At 70.2% G+C, this 16,905-nt stretch carries 19 protein-coding genes and 1 tRNA gene; 14 read left to right on the plus strand and 6 right to left on the minus strand.

What is annotated here, in order from left to right; translation table 11 throughout:
• Nucleotides 1-24: 24 nt before the first annotated feature.
• The 10 genes from GA0115234_RS19925 (at nucleotide 25) to GA0115234_RS19970 (ending at nucleotide 8,801) form a co-directional block, all read left to right on the plus strand.
• Nucleotides 25-417: a DUF3307 domain-containing protein gene (locus GA0115234_RS19925; protein ID WP_093543552.1), complete on the plus strand. Its 393-nt coding sequence runs from the start codon at nucleotides 25-27 to the stop codon at nucleotides 415-417.
• Nucleotides 418-432: 15 nt separating this feature from the next.
• Nucleotides 433-966 carry a plasmid transfer protein TraA gene (gene traA, locus GA0115234_RS19930; protein ID WP_093543554.1) on the plus strand — a complete coding sequence of 178 codons (534 nt, stop codon included), beginning with the start codon at nucleotides 433-435 and terminating at the stop codon, nucleotides 964-966.
• Nucleotides 967-980: 14 nt separating this feature from the next.
• On the plus strand, nucleotides 981-2,978 hold the full coding sequence (gene traB, locus GA0115234_RS19935; RefSeq protein ID WP_093543556.1) for a plasmid transfer protein TraB: 1,998 nt from the start codon (nucleotides 981-983) through the stop codon (nucleotides 2,976-2,978).
• Between the two features lie 375 nt (nucleotides 2,979-3,353).
• Complete coding sequence (locus GA0115234_RS19940; RefSeq protein WP_237541567.1) at nucleotides 3,354-3,806, plus strand: hypothetical protein; 453 nt, start codon at nucleotides 3,354-3,356, stop codon at nucleotides 3,804-3,806.
• The gene (locus GA0115234_RS19945) at nucleotides 3,803-4,261 is read left to right on the plus strand and encodes a hypothetical protein (RefSeq protein ID WP_093543559.1); all 459 of its coding nucleotides are present in this window, start codon (nucleotides 3,803-3,805) and stop codon (nucleotides 4,259-4,261) included. Before GA0115234_RS19940 ends, GA0115234_RS19945 begins: the two co-directional genes overlap by 4 nt.
• 15 nt (nucleotides 4,262-4,276) lie before the next feature.
• Entirely contained in the window at nucleotides 4,277-4,453 is a 177-nt protein-coding gene (locus tag GA0115234_RS42365) for a hypothetical protein (protein WP_161275617.1), read from the plus strand.
• An 85-nt stretch (nucleotides 4,454-4,538) separates the two neighbouring features.
• Nucleotides 4,539-5,441 (plus strand): bifunctional DNA primase/polymerase, encoded by a 903-nt coding sequence (locus GA0115234_RS19950; protein WP_093543561.1) that lies wholly within the window; start codon nucleotides 4,539-4,541, stop codon nucleotides 5,439-5,441.
• A gap of 343 nt (nucleotides 5,442-5,784) precedes the next feature.
• The gene (locus GA0115234_RS19960; protein ID WP_093543563.1) at nucleotides 5,785-6,960 is read left to right on the plus strand and encodes a DUF3631 domain-containing protein; all 1,176 of its coding nucleotides are present in this window, start codon (nucleotides 5,785-5,787) and stop codon (nucleotides 6,958-6,960) included.
• 206 nt (nucleotides 6,961-7,166) lie between these two features.
• Nucleotides 7,167-7,355: a helix-turn-helix transcriptional regulator gene (locus GA0115234_RS19965; protein WP_093543564.1), complete on the plus strand. Its 189-nt coding sequence runs from the start codon at nucleotides 7,167-7,169 to the stop codon at nucleotides 7,353-7,355.
• 66 nt (nucleotides 7,356-7,421) lie between these two features.
• Nucleotides 7,422-8,801, plus strand: coding sequence for a tyrosine-type recombinase/integrase (locus tag GA0115234_RS19970; protein ID WP_093543566.1), 1,380 nt, complete (start codon nucleotides 7,422-7,424; stop codon nucleotides 8,799-8,801).
• A gap of 170 nt (nucleotides 8,802-8,971) precedes the next feature.
• Here GA0115234_RS19970 and GA0115234_RS19975 read toward each other — a convergent pair.
• A tRNA-Tyr gene (locus GA0115234_RS19975) sits at nucleotides 8,972-9,053 on the minus strand.
• A 220-nt stretch (nucleotides 9,054-9,273) separates the two neighbouring features.
• On the opposite strand from GA0115234_RS19975, the gene GA0115234_RS19980 reads away from it, so the two are divergent.
• The 3 genes from GA0115234_RS19980 to GA0115234_RS19990 all read left to right on the plus strand — a co-directional run bounded on the left by GA0115234_RS19980 (nucleotide 9,274) and on the right by GA0115234_RS19990 (nucleotide 11,139).
• Nucleotides 9,274-9,762 (plus strand): YajQ family cyclic di-GMP-binding protein, encoded by a 489-nt coding sequence (locus GA0115234_RS19980; RefSeq protein WP_093543568.1) that lies wholly within the window; start codon nucleotides 9,274-9,276, stop codon nucleotides 9,760-9,762.
• Nucleotides 9,763-9,923: 161 nt separating this feature from the next.
• Nucleotides 9,924-10,424 carry a methylated-DNA--[protein]-cysteine S-methyltransferase gene (locus GA0115234_RS19985; RefSeq protein ID WP_093543570.1) on the plus strand — a complete coding sequence of 167 codons (501 nt, stop codon included), beginning with the start codon at nucleotides 9,924-9,926 and terminating at the stop codon, nucleotides 10,422-10,424.
• 1 nt (nucleotide 10,425) lies between these two features.
• Nucleotides 10,426-11,139, plus strand: coding sequence for an alpha-ketoglutarate-dependent dioxygenase AlkB family protein (locus GA0115234_RS19990; protein ID WP_093543571.1), 714 nt, complete (start codon nucleotides 10,426-10,428; stop codon nucleotides 11,137-11,139).
• Here GA0115234_RS19990 and GA0115234_RS19995 read toward each other — a convergent pair.
• Complete coding sequence (locus tag GA0115234_RS19995) at nucleotides 11,100-11,372, minus strand: GlsB/YeaQ/YmgE family stress response membrane protein (protein WP_093543573.1); 273 nt, start codon at nucleotides 11,370-11,372, stop codon at nucleotides 11,100-11,102. The two genes, GA0115234_RS19990 and GA0115234_RS19995, sit on opposite strands and share 40 nt — an antisense overlap.
• A 259-nt stretch (nucleotides 11,373-11,631) precedes the next feature.
• On the opposite strand from GA0115234_RS19995, the gene GA0115234_RS20000 reads away from it, so the two are divergent.
• A complete protein-coding gene (locus GA0115234_RS20000) occupies nucleotides 11,632-12,033 on the plus strand; it encodes a YccF domain-containing protein (protein ID WP_093543704.1) in 402 nt (133 codons plus the stop codon).
• A 75-nt stretch (nucleotides 12,034-12,108) separates the two neighbouring features.
• Here the strand turns inward: GA0115234_RS20000 and htpX are convergent, their stop codons facing one another.
• The 4 genes from htpX to GA0115234_RS20020 all read right to left on the minus strand — a co-directional run bounded on the left by htpX (nucleotide 12,109) and on the right by GA0115234_RS20020 (nucleotide 16,886).
• Nucleotides 12,109-12,972, minus strand: a complete 864-nt coding sequence (gene htpX, locus GA0115234_RS20005) for a zinc metalloprotease HtpX (protein WP_093543575.1) — start codon at nucleotides 12,970-12,972, stop codon at nucleotides 12,109-12,111.
• A gap of 218 nt (nucleotides 12,973-13,190) precedes the next feature.
• Complete coding sequence (mscL, locus tag GA0115234_RS20010) at nucleotides 13,191-13,646, minus strand: large conductance mechanosensitive channel protein MscL (protein ID WP_093543577.1); 456 nt, start codon at nucleotides 13,644-13,646, stop codon at nucleotides 13,191-13,193.
• A 94-nt stretch (nucleotides 13,647-13,740) separates the two neighbouring features.
• Entirely contained in the window at nucleotides 13,741-15,342 is a 1,602-nt protein-coding gene (locus tag GA0115234_RS20015) for an NADH-quinone oxidoreductase subunit N (RefSeq protein WP_093543578.1), read from the minus strand.
• Nucleotides 15,339-16,886: a complex I subunit 4 family protein gene (locus GA0115234_RS20020; protein ID WP_093543580.1), complete on the minus strand. Its 1,548-nt coding sequence runs from the start codon at nucleotides 16,884-16,886 to the stop codon at nucleotides 15,339-15,341. The genes GA0115234_RS20015 and GA0115234_RS20020 overlap by 4 nt, the downstream gene beginning before the upstream one ends.
• Between the last annotated feature and the right edge of the window lie 19 nt (nucleotides 16,887-16,905).

Genomic DNA, 16,905 nt, shown 5'->3' on the forward strand with positions numbered 1-16,905 from the left:
TCCACGCCGCCGAGGAGGCGTCCCGTGTTCGCTGATCTCGCGTTCCTGCTCTACGTCGGCCATCTGATCGCCGACTACCTGCTGCAGACCGACCACCAGGCCGAGCACAAGGCTCTGCCGGGCGTGGCCGGATGGCGGGCGAACTTCGCACACGCCGCCACACACGTCGTGATCTGCGCGACCCTGCTCGTCCTCGGTGCGGCGGTGCTGGGCTGGTCGCTTCCGGCCCTGCCCGCCCTGGCCGCGCTCCTGTGGATCGGCGTCACGCACGCGGTGATCGACCGGCGTTGGCCCGTCGCCGCCTGGATGCGCCTGGCCCGCCAGACCAAGTGGGCCGCCAGCGGCGGTGCCGCGCACGTCGACCAGACCGCCCACATCGCCGCGCTCGTCGTCGCGGCCCTCTGCCTCTCCGCCTGAGAAGGAGCACTCACCATGGCATCTGCCCAGACCAACATTCCCCCGCAGGCCGGAGCGAATGGCTCGCAGGCCAAGACCAACTCAACGAAGAACACGGCGTTCACCGGGTTCGCCCCGTCGTTCGGGTTGAACGTCAACGTGCAGACCAACCAGCCGCAGGCGCAGGGCGCCGGGGGTTCGAACGGGAACAGGGGAGGCGGCGGTTCGCACTTCGTTCTCGGTGACCCCGACTTCAACAGTGCTGAGGACGTACGGAACTACTGCAACCAGGTCCGGGCTCTGATGGCTCAGGTCGCGATCGAGCTGGCGATGGCGGGCAAGATTTTGGAGGCCCGCCTGGCCCAGGCGCAGACGCTGCCGGGCGACAACCCGGTCCAGGCCCGGATGCGGGCGGGGAAGGTCGGCCGCAAGTTCAAGAAGGCGTCGGACGGTTCGATCGCCGCCGCCCGGTCGGCCATGGGTGCGTACGGCGCGTTCACCCGCGAGTACGCCGACCTGATGCGTCCGCGTCCGCAGCGCCCCGCCTCCACCAACCCGTTCAAGTTCTGAGAGGCGGTCGCGTCATGAGCAGCAAGGACGTTGAGAAGCAGCAGGAAGACCGCCTCAACTCCGGGTCGGGCACCTCCGGGATGGGTGCCTGGCTGTGGCACCGGGCGAAGCCGTACACCCCGCCGTGGATCGTCACCGGGGCCGTCGGCGTCGCGGGCGTCGGCGCCCACGAGCTGTGGGGCAACTCGCCCTGGCCGGGGGTTGGTCTGACGCTCGCCTCGGTCGGGCTGACGGCCGCGACCTGGTGGGCGGGTCAGTCCGCGGGGCAGCAGCGCCGCCTTCACTCCGCCATCACCGTGGCGGCCGGGTCGGGGTGGCTCACCTCCGCCACCCTGTCCGGGCCGTTCGCGGGCCCGCTCCCCGACCTGTTCCTGATGGGCGGTGCGACCCTCGCCCTGACCTGGAACGTCCGCCACGTCATGCGCTCGTCGAACACGGAGAACTCCGGGTCCGACGCGGACAAGGGCCTCCTGGAGAAGGTCGGTCTGGCCCGCACGAAGCTCAAGGACGTCAAGGTCGAGCCGAACCGGGTCACCGTGCCGTACGAGCTGCCTGCCGGTGAGCTGACCAACGACGACGTGGCGAAGGCCATCCCGCGCATCGCGTCGGCGCTCGACGTGCCGACCACCGCGATCCGTGTCCAGCACGACCCCGACAGCGCGCGGAAGGGCACGTTCGTGGTTGTTCCCGAGGACATGTTGAAGCAGCCGACCATCTGGCCCGGCCCGTTCGCTCCCGCCGAGTCCATCGCCGTGCCGCTGCGGCTGGGCGTCTACGACGACGGGTCCGACCTGGTGCTGCCGCTGCTGGACGCGATCCACCTGTTGGTCATGGGGATGACCGGCTCCGGGAAGACCGAGGGCGCGCTCGACATCCTGCTGGAGGTCCTGACCCGCTCCGACGTGGCGGTGTGGCTCGCCGACGCGGCCAAGGCGGGGCAGGACTTCCAGCCGCTGCTGCCCGCGATCGACTGGGCCGCCCTGGACACTGCGTCGGCCGGAGCGATGGTGGCCGCCGTCCAGGCCGTCATTCCCGCCCGCACCGCGTGGCTGCGCGACCACGGCTACCGGGCCTGGGAGCCCGCGGCTGCGCGGGAGCAGACCAACTCCGCGCACTCCTGCGCGTCGTCCGGTGCCTGCGGGTGCCCCGGACTCCAGTACCTGCTCGCCTGGTTCGAGGAAGCGGCCAAGCTCCTGCGTGAGCTGGGCGACGACGTGTTCACTGGCATCGCCCAGGAAGCCCGGTCCGCCGGTGTCTCGTTGGTCGTCTCGATGCAGCGGGCCTCCGGCTACCAGCTCTCCACTGACACCCGCGCGTCCCTCCCGGCCGCCATGTGCTTTGGGGTCAAGGGCGACGACGCCGCGTTTGCCCTCCCTGAGGAGGTCCTGGACGCGGGCGCCAACCCGGCCGCGTGGGGCAACAAGCGCAAGGGGTACGTGTACCTGGTCTCCGCCGGGGTCGACGAAGACCTGTACGCCAACCCCGCCCGGACGTTCTGGACCGGTCCCCCGGCCGAGGGCACCTACGAGCGGATGGCCCGGTACGTGGTCGAGCAGTTCGCGGCCGTGCGCCCCGAGCTGGACTTGGTCACGGCGGCCGCCGCCGAGAAGGTCGCGGGCCAGCTGTTCACCGCCCGCGCCGCCCGCGCGGCCGGCGCCCCGGCAGCCCCGGCCCAGCAGGAGGCCGCCAAGCCCACCCTCGTCGACAACGAGGACGCCGACCTGGACGTGTCGGCCGAGCTCCCCCCGGCCGAGGCCAACGTGCAGATCCCGGCCGGGAAGAAGCCGTCGACGGAGGAGGCCCGCGAGCTCCTGGACGAGATGGTGCGGATGCTCGCCTCGGTCGGCCCCGGCACCGTCGCCGTCCACCAGCTCAACCCGTACCTGGAGCAGATCGGCCGCGACCGCTCCTGGGTGTCCAAGGAGATGAAGCGGCTGTCCGAGGAGGGCCGCCTCGCGGCGACCGGCGAGGCGGGCGTCTACCGCCTCATCCCGGCCCTCGCCGGGGTCTGACCGGCCCCGCCCCACCACCCTGACCACACCCGGAAGGACACCTCATGGACGCGATCGACCACGAGTGGGAAGAGCTCGACCTCAAGCAGATGATCGACGACTACGAGGAGATGGACCAGGCGGAATACGCCGAGTTCATGGGCGATTTGCTCGACGACTGACGGCGCCGCACAGCCGCACACCCCCGCACAGCCGCACAGCGCGAATTCCCACGTCACACGGCGTGTGAATTGGCCTGCACGCCCGCCTGCACAGCGGCTGCACACCCTTCCGCACAGGGCCGCCCCCACCCCGCGGGGGGCGGCCCGCACACCCCCGCGAAGGCACCCCATGGACACTCCCCGGCCCCGCCAGATCCCCTCCCCTCGCCCCCCGATGACCGACTCCGAAGCAGCCGCCGAAGCAGCACGGATCATCACCGACGCCTACGCCCCCACCGCCCACCGCGACACCACCCCGCTCCCCGCGTACGGGCCGACACCCCCGGTCGCCCAGCCCGGCCGGCCGCCCATGTCCCAACGCGCCACGGACGCCAGCGCCCTGATGCTCTCCGGCAGCGTTGCCGCGCTCTCCGTCGGCGGCGCCACCAGCCTCGTGCTCTACACCCTCGGCCAGGTCGACCCGGTCACCCTCGCCACGGGCGCGGCCGGACCCGTCGCCCTGGTCCTCGCCGCCGGATCCCTCCTGCGCTCCCTCGGCCGCGCCAAAGCCGACGCGCACACCGAGCACCACCACCACTACACCGGCCCCGTCACCCAGGACCACCACACCACCCACACCACCACCCTCGGCATGTGGGCCAAAACCACCAACCAGGAGCCCACGTGAGCTACGAGCGCGACCTCAAGCAGTCGATCGCCCTCGGCACGGCGTGGCCGTGCCACTGCGGAGACTCCAACCCGCCCAGCTACGACACGTGCCACACCTGCCAGACCCCCTCGTGGGACTGCGCATGCCGAGCCGTGAACTGCGGCCGGTCCAGCGTCTGCCGCCGCTGCGACAAGGCCCGTGGCGAGGACATCACCGGCACCTTCTACGGCATCCACGTCCTCACTTTCGAGGACGGCGACGCGGCCCTCACCCACGACCGCCGCCACGCCATCGCCGCCCTGGGTGCCTTCCACCGCACCGAATGCGGCGAACGCCTCGCCGACGTCATCAATCTCGGCGCGGGCCTGTCGACGGGCTGGGTCCGGTACGACCCACGCCCCGACGGCACCTGGGTCATCCCCACCACCGCCGACCACCCCGCAGCACGACCCGCCACCTGGCTCATCCCCTGACCGGAAGGAACCCCTATGACCTACCGCCCCGACATGAACGCCATCGAGCTCGACGAAGCCGACGGTCACCCGCGCCAGGCCGACACCCCTGCCCCGTGCACCTGCGACGACGAGAACACCCTCGTGACCGTCGACATGGGGCCCGAGGACGGTGGCGTCGTCGACATGTGCGTCGGCTGCTACGACGCCTGACCCACGCACAACCGAGGGCGACCCCCAATCCACCAAGACACAGGGTCGCCCTCGTCCACCCAACTCAACAGTGGAGGCCTCCAGCATGCCGCATGACCGCAAGAGGGCGCTGCTGAACGCAGCGCTCGGCGCCGCCGCCTACGGATGGCGCGTCTTCCCGCTCCGCCCCGGCACCAAGCGCCCCGCCCTCCACGGCGAGACCACCTGCCCCGGCACCGGAGCCTGCGCGAACGGTCACGCGAAGTGGGAGGACCGGGCCACCATCAACCCCGCCCGCATCCGGGCCGCGTGGTCCACCGGCCTGTTCAACGTCGGTTTGGCGACAGGCCCATCGGGGCTGGTCGTCGTCGACCTGGACATGCCCAAGCCCACAGACCCGAAAGGAACGCCTGACGGCGCCACTTCCTTGGAGGCGCTCTGCGAGCGCGCCGGGCAGGCCGTCCCCACCACCTACCGGGTGCGGACCGCAAGCGGCGGACACCACCTGTACTTCACCGCCCCGGACCGGATCCGACTGCCGAGCAGCAAAGGCAAGCTCGCATCGAAGATCGACACACGCGCCTGGGGCGGATACGTCGTCGCCCCCGGCAGCACCGTCAACGGCCACGGCTACGAAGTCATCGACCCCGCACCCGTCGCCGCCCTGCCCTCTTGGCTGCTGGACGCGCTCAAACCCGCAGAGTGCCCCGCTGAGCCCCTGCGTCTGTCAGTGCCGAAGCGGGGCAACCGGGCCGCCGAGACCGCACTGGAGCGGGAAACCGCCCTCGTGGCAGGCACTTCGGAGGGGGGCCGCGAGGCCCAGCTCTTCGAGAGCGCCCGGAAAGTGGCCCGCTTCGTCGGATGGGGCGACCTCACCCGGTACGAGGTCGAAGAGGCATTTCAGAGGGCGGGGGAAGCGGCCGGACTCCCGGCGTCCCAGTGCCGCTCGACTCTGCGCAGCGTCATGACCTGGTCCCTGGCCAACTGCCGGCCGAGGGAGACCGTGTGAGCCCCCTGCCGCCCCTCCCTCTGAAATGCCGCTCCTTCACCCCTGCCAGCCCTGGCATCGCCGAACCGGCCCCGGCCAGTTGCGGCGGTGGTGCGGCGAAGGGCGTCGCCGAAGGCGTCCCTACTGCTGTTCGCCCTGACCGGCAGACCGGGGATGGGCGGTACCCGATCGCCTGGCTCACCATCACCACGCCCCGCGGCGCCACGCCCACCGCGACGAGCATCTGCGAGTGCGGACGCGACCTCTTTGCCGCAGGTCACCGCCGTGTCCCCGCTCTGATCGAGGATCACGCACGCCACCGCGACATTTGCCCGCTGCGCACCACCGAGGAAAGGATCGCCTCATGACCGCGACACCGCCCACCCCGCCCATCGACGGTGCCGCGCTGCTGGCCGAAGTCGAGTCGTTCCACCGCAGGTTCAACGTCTTCCCGACCGAGGCCGCCTACGTGGCAGTGGCCTTGTGGGACGCGCACGCGCACCTGCTGGACGCCTTCGACTCCACCCCGCGGTTGGCGTTCCTCTCCCCCGAGCCCGGCTCCGGCAAGTCCCGAGCGCTGGAGATCGTGGAAACCCTCGTTCCTCAGCCGATGGTCGCGGTCAACGCGTCCGCTGCGGCGCTCTTCCGGGCGGTGTCGGCCAGTGAGGGACGGCCCACAATCCTCTTCGACGAGATCGACACCGTTTTCGGTCCCAAGGCCGGGGACAACGAGGAGCTGCGTGGTTTCCTGAACGCCGGTCACCGACGCACCGGAGTCACCTACCGATGCGTCGGGGACGGCGGCAACCAGACCGTCCAGGCATTCCCCTCCTACACGGCGGTGGCCGTCGCCGGACTCGGCTCGCTGCCCGACACGATCCTGACCCGCTCCGTCATCATCCGCATGCGCCGCAGGGCCCGGAACGAGAAGGTCGAGCCCTACCGCGCCCGCATCCACGAGAAGGAAGGCCACGCACTGCGAGACCAAATCGCGGCCTGGGCAGAGCAGGCCCGTGATGTCGTGATGGGTGCCTGGCCCGACATGCCCGAAGGCGTCACCGACCGGCCCGCCGACGTGTGGGAGCCCCTGCTCGCCATCGCGGACGCAGCCGGTGGCGACTGGCCCAAGAGGGCCCGCGATGCCTGCGCGAAGCTGGTGAAGGCATCCCAGGCCGACGACAAAGGAAGCCTCGGAATCCGCCTGCTCACCGACCTCCGCGACCACGTTATGGTCGGCATCGACCGGCTCCCGACCATCGCCATCGTCGACCGGCTGAACGCCCTCGACGACGCCCCGTGGGCCGATCTGCAGGGCAAGCCGCTCGATTCCCGGCGGCTGTCCCGCATGCTCCATGACTACGTCACCGCGGACAACGAGCCCATCTCCTCCCGCAACATCCGCACCTCCGGCGGGGTCCTCAAGGGCTACTACTCCGCAGACCTCCACGACGCGTGGCAGCGGTACTGCCCGCCCCCCGCCGTACAGCCGCTACAAGCGCTTCAGCCGCTACAGCCCAGCTCAGAGGCCATCCCCGCGTAGCGGACCCACCCCGATGTAGCGGCTACAACATCCGCGCCACCGCTACCGGCTGCACTTCCGCCGGGCGGCCCAGCAGCGGTCGTAGCCGCTACATCCGCACGACCCGCTACAGAAAACATGCCGCTGACCTGCGATGTAGCGGTGAAGCGGATGTAGCGGACCCCACAGAGGGGTCCGACGGAACGTTCTCGAAGAGGAGTCGCACCATGGCCCGCCCCCAGATGCTCAAGCTCCCCGAAGTCCTCGCCGAACTAGGCATGAGCCGCGCCGCCTTCTACCGCATGCGCGCCCGCGCCCAGGGCCCCCGTCTTATCAAGCTCCCGAACGGCCAGATCCGCGTTCGCCGCTCAGACCTGGACGCGTGGTGGGCGGGGTGCGAAGAGTCCGCCGCCTGACCTCCACCTAACGCGCCAACCACCGAGGGCCCGCCACTCCGGCGGGTCCTCGCCTTATGGAGAACCATGCCTCTCACGTACGACGTAAGCCTGTATTCCCTGGAAGTCCGCCGCGAACGCCCGAAGCCCTACCGGGTGCGCTGGCGGGTCGGACAGCGCAAGCATTCCAAGAGCTACCAGCTCAAGGCTCAGGCCGACGGCCGCCGGTCCGAGCTGATGTCCGCTGTTCGGCGGGGCGAGCAGTTCGACGAGGAGATGGGACTCCCCGCATCCGAGATCCGCGCCATGCAGGGGTCCATCACCTGGTACGAGCACACCCGCGCCTACATCGACCGGAAGTGGGCCGCCGCGCCCGCGAAGTCGCGGAAGAACTACGCGGACGCCCTCGCGACCATCACGCCGGCGCTCGTGAAGACGAGGGTCGGACGCCCGGACGCGGCGACGCTCCGCAAGGCCCTGTACGGGTGGGCATACAACCGGAACCGCTGGGACGATGAACCCCCGACGGACGTGGCGCACGCCCTGCGCTGGGTAGCCAAGAACTCGTATCCGATCTCCGCGCTCGAACAGTCCGCCACCGTACGCCTCGCCCTGGACGCGCTCGCCCTAAAGCTGGACGGCAAGCCCGCCGCCCCTCGCACCGCGAAGCGGAAGCGGGCCTGCCTGAGCGACGTGCTCGGTCTCGCCGTGGAGCAGGGCTACTTCTCCACTCCGGTCAACCCGCTCACCACCGTGAAGTGGGCGGCCCCCAAGACCGCCGAGGAAGTCGACCCGGACAGCGTGGCCAACCCCCGCCAGGTGCGTGCGCTGCTCAGGGGTGTACGCGAGCAGGGGCCGCGCGGTGAACACCTCGAAGCGTTCTTCGGCTGCCTGTACTACGCGGCCATGCGGCCGGCCGAGGCAACAGCCCTGCGGCTCCCCCAGTGCCATCTACCGGAGACCGGGTGGGGCACCCTGACCCTCCGGCAAGGCTTCGTACGGGTCGGGAAGGGCTGGACCGACGACGGCCAGGCGCACGAGGCCCGGCACCTCAAGGCGCGCGCAGTGAAGGACTCGCGCCCCGTGCCGATCCCTCCGCACTTCGTTCGAATGCTCCGCGAGCACATCGCCGCGCACGGCACCGCCCCGGACGGGCGGCTGTTCCGGACCAACCGCGGCGGGCTGCTCCAGGAGACCGGGTACGGCGAGGTGTGGGCGGAGGCCCGCACCAACGTGCTCACGGAGGAGGAATCGGCGTCGCAGCTCGCCCGGCGGCCGTATGACTTGCGTCACGCCGGAGTGTCCTTCTGGCTCAGCTCAGGAGTGGACCCGATGGAGTGCGCCCGGCGGGCTGGCCACACGATCGCGGTTCTCTTCCGGGTCTACGCCAAGGTGCTCGCCCGTACGCAGGACCGGGCGAACCGACGGATCGACGCGGCGATGCGGGAGTGGAACGAGCCGGAGTAGCCGTTCCCCCGGGGGACGCCTGGGGGACACGCCCTGATCAGACCTGGGATTCGGGCGGGATCAGGTGAGACAAGGTGGCGTTTCGGGCCCTTCGGCACGCCCCGTCACGGAATCAAGAAAAACCCTTCCGACCTGCCATAACAGCAGGTCGGAAGGGTTTTCACTCCCAGTGGCGGCGCCAGGGTTCGAACCTGGGTAGGCTGAGCCGGCAGATTTACAGTCTGCTCCCTTTGGCCACTCGGGCACACCGCCGGGGATTGCTGCCGTGAGAACCGCTTTGGGGCGGCGCTCCGTGGCAACGACGTAAACGATACCCGATGCCCGGGGGTGCTTCGCCACTGGATTGATCAGCGGCCCGATCGGGCGCGGGTGGCTAGGCTTTGATCGGCGTCGCGGGGCCTACAGGCCCGCCGCCGCCCCTGTGCACCGCGTTTCCGAAACCCCGATTCCCCGATACAAGGAGCCACACGTCATGGCCGACTCCAGTTTCGACATCGTCTCGAAGGTCGAGCGGCAGGAGGTCGACAACGCCCTCAACCAGTCCGCCAAGGAGATCTCGCAGCGTTACGACTTCAAGGGCACCGACGCCTCGATCTCCTGGTCCGGCGAGAAGATCCTGATGCAGGCGAACGGCGAGGAGCGGGTCAAGGCGATCCTCGACATCTTCCAGTCCAAGCTGATCAAGCGCGGCATCTCGCTGAAGTCGCTGGACGCGGGCGAGCCGCAGCTGTCCGGCAAGGAGTACAAGATCTTCGCCACGATCGAGGAGGGCATCTCGCAGGAGAACGCCAAGAAGGTGGCGAAGATCATTCGCGACGAGGGCCCGAAGGGCGTCAAGGCGCAGGTCCAGGGCGACGAGCTGCGGGTCAGCTCGAAGAGCCGGGACGACCTTCAGGCCGTGCAGGCGCTGCTGAAGGGCCAGGACTTCGACTTCGCCGTGCAGTTCGTGAACTACCGGTAGGTCCCGCCCTTCGCCGGGGTGCGGAGCGGGATGCCCTGCTCCGCCCCCGGGGTGCGATGTCCGAAAACCGCCGGTCATGCCGGAGCGCGGAACGCAGACTTGTCCATGTCGGGCGACGATCCAGTCGAATCCCGGCATGACGTGCAGGAAAGGGACGAGTCATGACCATGTACGCAACGGTCGACAGCCCGCTGGGTGAACTGCTGCTGGTCGGCGAGGAGACCACCGGCGGGATGGCGCTCGCCTCGCTCTCGCTGCCCGGCCAGAAGGGTGCCGCGCTCGTCCGGGACGGATGGGTCCACGCGCCGGAGGCCTTCGCGGGGATCGCCGCCCAGCTGCGCGAGTACTTCGAGGGCCGGCGGACCCGCTTCGACATCGTGTACGCGGACGGCGTGGGCACCGGCTTCCAGCGCCGGGTGTGGGCCGCGCTGGACACCGTCCCGTACGGGGAGACCGTTTCGTACGGGCAGATCGCGGAGCGCGTCGGCACCCCGGGGGCGGGGGTGCGGGCCGTGGGGACGGCGATCGGGCGCAATCCGCTGCTGGTCGTGCGGCCGTGCCACCGGGTGATCGGCGCGGACGGTGCGCTGCGGGGTTACGCGGGCGGCCTGGAGCGCAAGGAGCGGCTTCTGGGGCTGGAAGGCGCCCTGGCGGTGCGCTGAGATGTCCGGGCTCTTCCCCAGGCCTCGCGCCGTCGTCGCGCCGGGGGCCGTGCATGTGCCCGAGTGGCTGCCGCCGGAGCGGCAGCGGGAGCTGGTGGCGGCCTGCCGGGAGTGGGCGCGCGGGCCCGTGCCCCTGCGGCACACGGTCCTGCCGGGCGGCGGGGTGATGTCGGTGCGGACGGTCTGTGTGGGGTGGCACTGGCAGCCGTACCGGTACACGCGCACGGCCGACGATGTGAACGGTGCCCGGGTGGCCGCGTTCCCGGACTGGCTGGCGGAGTTGGGCCGCGAGGCGCTGACCGCCGCGTACGGGGACGAGTGGCCGGTACGGACGTACGCGCCGGACACCGCGCTCGTCAACTTCTACGACGGGGCGGCGCGGATGGGCATGCACCGGGACAAGGAGGAGCGGTCCGCCGCCCCGGTGGTGTCGCTCAGCATCGGCGACACCTGCGTCTTCCGCTTCGGGAACACCGAGCACCGCGGAAAGCCCTATACGGACGTGGAGTTGGCCTCGGGCGATCTGTTCGTCTTCGGCGGGCCCTCGCGTCACGCGTTCCACGGTGTGCCGAAGGTGTGCCCCGGGACCGCCGATCCCGCGACGGGGATGAGCCGTGGCCGGCTCAATGTGACCCTGCGCGAGACCGGGCTGGACGGCTCCGGCGCGGACGGGCGTCAGCGGCGTTCGCGGGAGTTCCCGAACAGCACCCGGTAGAGGATCAGCAGGACCAGCGATCCACCGATGGCGGCGATCCATGTCGCCATGTCGAAGAAGTCGTTGGAGATGGGGCGGTCGAGGAAGCGCGACGATATCCAGCCACCGAGAAACGCCCCGACGATCCCTATGAGGGTGGTGCCGACCAGGCCGCCCGGGTCACGGCCCGGCAGCAGGACCTTGGCGATGACTCCTGCCACCAGTCCGAGAATGATCCATCCGATAATGCTCATGCGTGCGAACCTACCCGTCACTCGTTCCTGGAATCCAGGACGCTCCCGCCCGTGGCACGGTTGCTCGCGGCCCTCCCGGGGGCCGCGAGCAACCGCCGGGTGTCGTTCATGCGTTCATGGTGAATGACGGCACTGACAATCGGGCGGGGCCGCGGACCGTCACTCCACGGGCGTGCTCCGGATGTCCCTGTCCGCGGCCGGGGCCGATACTGACCATGCGGGGCGACGACGGGGGAACACCCTCGGAAGGCGAGTGACCATGAAGCCCATACAGCTGATCCTGAACATCCTGTGGGTGGTGTTCTGCGGGTTCTGGATGGCCCTCGGCTACCTGCTCGCCGCGCTCGTCTGCTTCGTGCTGATCGTGACGATCCCGTTCGGCATCGCGTCCCTGAGGATCGCCGGTTACGTGCTCTGGCCGTTCGGGCGCACGACCGTGGAGCGGCCCGACGCGGGTGCGCCGTCCTGTGTCGGCAATGTGATCTGGCTCGTCTTCGCCGGATGGTGGCTCGCGCTGGGGCACCTGATCACCAGCATCCCGCTGTTCGTGTCGATCATCGGCATCCCCTTCGGCTGGGCGAACCTGAAGATGATCCCCATCTCGCTGATGCCGCTGGGCCGTGAGGTGGTCCCGAGCGACGAGGCCTTCGGCGCCCGCTGAACGACGCGAAGTGGCCCCGGACGAGTAGTCCGGGGCCACTTCGCGTCGTGCCGTGCCGTGCCTCCCCGAGGGGTCTCAGGGGCGCGGTCCCGCCATCTGCTCCAGCCGGGCGATGCGCTCCGCCATCGGCGGATGCGTGGAGAAGAGCTTGGACATGCCCTGGCCGGGGCGGAACGGGTTCGCGATCATCATGTGGCTCGCGGTCTCGATCCTCGGCTCCGGGGGCAGCGGCAGCTGTTTGGTGCCCGCGTCGAGCTTGCGCAGGGCACTGGCCAGGGCCAGCGGGTCGCCGGTCAGCTGGGCGCCGGAGGAGTCCGCCTCGTACTCGCGGGAGCGGCTGACGGCCAGCTGGATGACGGACGCCGCGATCGGGCCGAGGATCATGATCATCAGCATGCCGAAGATCCCCGGTCCGTCGTCGTCGTTGGACCGGCCCACCGGGATCAGCCAGGCGAAGTTGACCAGGAACATGACGACGGAGGCGAGTGCTCCGGCGACGGACGAGATCAGGATGTCGCGGTTGTAGACATGGCTCAGCTCGTGTCCCAGTACGCCGCGCAGCTCCCTCTCGTCCAGGATCTGGAGGATGCCCTCGGTGCAGCAGACCGCGGCGTTGCGCGGATTGCGGCCGGTGGCGAAGGCGTTGGGGGCCTGGGTCGGGGAGATGTAGAGCCGGGGCATGGGCTGGCGGGCGGCGGTGGAGAGCTCGCGGACCATGCGGTAGAGCTGTGGCGCCTCGAATTCGCTGACGGGGCGGGCCCGCATGGCCCTGAGCGCCAGCTTGTCGCTGTTCCAGTACGCGTAGGCGTTGGTGCCGACGGCCACGAGGAGCGCGACGATCAGGCCCGTACGTCCGAAGAAGCTTCCGATGACGATGATGAGTGCGGACAGGCCCCCGAGGAGTACGGCGGTTCTCAGCCCGTTGTGCCGGCGGTGCACGGTACGCCCTCCAAGTGGTGCGGCAGGGGAACCCTTTGCTTGGTGGTCTCCACTCCCCCAGTGGAGCCTCCCGTACCGGTCAACGCCAGGCGAGAGGAGCTAGTTCCCTTGTGCGCGCCGCCGCGGAGCAGGGCCTGTCCGGCCGCGTGGGGGCCGGACAGGCTCTGGGCCGTACGGGTGTCAGTGGCCGGGCGCGTACCGTTCCGGTGCCCGGCGGCTCAGCGCTGGGCGGGGAGACCGGCCACGGCGAGGGCCTCGGGGTCCGGCTTGATCTCGCTGGTGCAGTGGGCGCAGCGGCTGGCGATGGCCGGGATCTCGGTGTAGCAGCGGGGGCAGTCGCGCGTGGCGGCCTTGATGTCGACCTTCTCCGCCTTGGCGAATCGGTTCTGGACCTTCGCCATGGGCACGACGACGCAGAAGTAGAGGACGGCGGCGGTGATCAGGAAGGCGATGGCGGCGGCGAGGAACTTCCCGTAAGGGAAGATGGCGCCCTCGACCGAGAACTCGGCCGAGCTGAAGTCTCCGACGGAACCGGTGGCGAGGCCGATCAGCGGGGTGATGAAGGCCGTGCTGAATCCGGTGACGACTGCGGTGAACGCCGCTCCGACGGCCAGGCCGATGGCCATGGAGATGACGTTTCCGCGCAGGATGAAGTCCTTGAACCCGTTCAGCACTGCTCTTGCTCCTCAGGAATGCGTAGGTGTGGGGGGTGTGCGGGCAAGACCTTGCCCTGTACCGGCCGTCCCGGGCAAACCGATCTTCGGTATGTCAGAAGAGACTGACCGCCGCGAACCTGAGAACCGTCTGCGGAGCACCTGAGAGCACCACACCGGCCACGGCGGTGAGCGCGATCGCGGCGGTGAGCGAGGCCGGAACTCCGTGCCTGGTGGGGGCGGGTGCGGCGCCGTCTGCCGGGGTCTCTTCGCGGACCGCCTCCGACGGTGTTCCCTCCGGGGCGCGGAAGAGCGTCGCGGTCCACTGGAGGTAGTAGTAGAGCGCGATCACCACGTTGACGGCCATGACGACGGCGAGCCAGCCGAGTCCGGCGTCGACGGCCGCGGAGAAGACCGTGACCTTGGCGAAGAGGCCGATGATGCCGGGCGGCAGTCCGGCCAGGCAGAGCAGGAAGAAGGCCATCGCCAGGGCGGCGAGCGGGCGGGTGGCGTACAGGCCCCGGTAGTCGGTGAGCCGGTTTCCGGGGCTGGTACGGGCGACCAGGGCGGCGACCGCGAAGGCGCCGAGGTTCACGACGGCGTACATGAGCGCGTACGCGACGGTGGAGCCGATGTGCTCGTCGCTGGAGTACGCGGCGGCGGCGATCGGCACCAGCAGGTAGCCGGCCTGGCCGACGGACGACCAGGCGAGCAGGCGTACGGCGCTGCGGGCCCGGTCGGCGTTCTGGCGCAGGGCGGCGACGTTGCCGATCGTCATGGTGAGCGCGGCGAGGACGGCGAGAGCGGGGCCCCAGACGTCGGCGTACGCCGGGAACGCGATCACGGTGACGAGGATGAGGCCGGAGAAGCCGACCGCCTTGCCGACGACCGAGAGGTAGGCGGCGATCGGCAGCGGGGCGCCCACGTAGGTGTCCGGGACCCAGAAGTGGAAGGGCGCGGCGGCCGTCTTGAACGCGAAGCCGACCAGGGTGAGGACGACGCCCGCCTTGGCGAGGGTGTCGAGCTGACCGGGTACGTCGTCGAGCCGGGCGGCGATCTCGGTGAGGTGCAGGGTGCCGGTGGTCGCGTACACGAAGCTGACGCCGAGCAGCATGACGGCGGTCGCGACGACGGAGGAGAGGAAGAACTTCAGGGCGGCCTCGGAGGACCGCCGGTCGCCGCGCTTGATGCCGACGAGGGCGAAGGCGGGCAGCGAGGCGACTTCGAGGGCGACGACGAGGGTGGCGAGGTCGCGGGCGGCGGGAAGCAGCGCGGCGCCGGACGCGGAGGACAGCAGCAGGAACCAGAACTCCCCGGCGGGGAGCTTGCGGGTGTCGGCGAGCGAGAGCAGGGCGGTGAGCAGGGCGCCGCCGAGCACGAGGGCCTGGATGACCAGGGCGAAGTGGTCGGCGGTGTAGCTGCAGGCAGTGGCGGATCCGGGTCCGGTGGCCGCCTCGTTCAGGCAGAAGGTGGACCGGTTGCCGTCGCGCAGCGGGACGAGGAGGGCCAGGGCGACGACGAGTCCGGCGATGGTCAGCGCGCCGAGGAGCGGCTTGCGCCGTGCGGGCAGGAAGAGGTCAGTGACCAGGACGATCAGGGCCATGGCCGCGACGACGACCGGGGGCGCGATCGCGAGCCAGTCGACGGACTGGACGAGGCTGGTGGTGTTCTCGGCCGCGGTGGTGACGACGCCCGGGGTGACGACGGCTGGGGTCACGACTTGCCTCCTGCGAGGAGCTTCTGCACGGCCGGGTCGGTGAGGCCGAGGAGGGCGGCGGGCCACAGACCGGCGAGGACGGTGAGCCCGACGAGCGGGGTCCAGGCGGCGAATTCGTACGTCTGGACGTCGGCGAGCTGCGGCTCTTCGCGCTTCTCGCCCATGCAGACCCGGCGCACGAGCATGAGCATGTACGCGGCGGTGAGCAGGGTGCCGAACGCGGCGATCGACATGAAGGTGAGGAAGGCGGGCCGGCTGAGTCCGTCGGCGGGGTCGAAGGAGCCGAACAGGGCGAGCATCTCGCCCCAGAATCCGGCGAGCCCCGGCAGGCCCAGGGAGGCGACGGCGGCGAAGGCGAGGAGGCCGCCGAGGCGGGGTGCCCGGCCGTAGAGGGCGGCTCCGGTGGCGCCGGAGAGGGTGTCGAGGTCGGCGGTGCCGTACCGGTCCTTGACCGCGCCGACCAGGAAGAACAGCAGGCCGGTGATGAGGCCGTGGGCGATGTTGGCGAAGAGCGCGCCGTTGACTCCGGTGGGTGTCATGCTCGCGATGCCGAGGAGCACGAAGCCCATGTGTCCGACGGAGGAGTACGCGATCAGGCGCTTGAGGTCGCCCTTGGAGCCGGGGCGGACCAGCGCCAGGCAGGCCAGTGATCCGTAGATGATGCCGACGACCGCGAAGGCGGCGAGGTAGGGCGCGAAGGTGTGCATCCCGTCGGGGGTGATGGGGAGCAGGATGCGGACGAATCCGTAGGTGCCCATCTTCAGCAGGACGCCCGCGAGCAGGACCGAGCCGACGGTCGGGGCGGCGGTGTGGGCGTCCGGCAGCCAGCTGTGCAGCGGCCACATCGGGGTCTTCACGGCGAGCCCGATGCCGATCGCCAGAACGGCGATGACCTGCACGGACGAGGTGAGCCCACGGCCGTTGTCAGTGGCGAGTGCCACCATGTCGAAGGTGCCGCTCTTCAGTCCGATGAGGAGCAGGCCCAGCAGCATGACGACCGAGCCGAGCAGTGTGTAGAGGATGAATTTCCAGGCGGCGGCCTGCCGCTGCGCACCGCCCCAGCGGGCGATGAGGAAGTACATCGGGATGAGCACCATCTCGAACGCCAGGAAGAACAGCAGCAGATCGAGGACGGCGAAGGTCGCGAGGGTGCCGGACTCCAGGACGAGCAGGAGGGCGACGAAGGCCTTCGGGGAGGGGCCCGCAGGCAGCTTGAAGTAGCTGTAGAGCGCGCAGAGGAAGGTCAGCAGCGCGGTCAGTACGAGAAGGGGGAGCGAGATGCCGTCGATGCCGAGGTGGATGCGGACGTCGAGCGCCGGGATCCAGCTGATGTCGGTGGTGGCCTGCATCGTCGACGGGTGGTCGTGGTCGAAGCCCGCGGCGAGGACGATCGCGGCGACGAGGACCGCGCCGGTGACGGTGACGCCGTGGCGGAGCACGGCCTGGTCGGGGCCGGTTCCCTTCAGTCCCGGCGGGGCCGGGAGCAGGGCGGCCACGGCGCCGATCAGCGGGATGACGACGATGAACGCGAGAAGGAACTGCATCACGGATTCACTGATATCG

This window comes from Streptomyces sp. DvalAA-43 (assembly GCF_900091725.1).
Classification (GTDB): Bacteria; Actinomycetota; Actinomycetes; order Streptomycetales; family Streptomycetaceae; genus Streptomyces; species Streptomyces pulveraceus.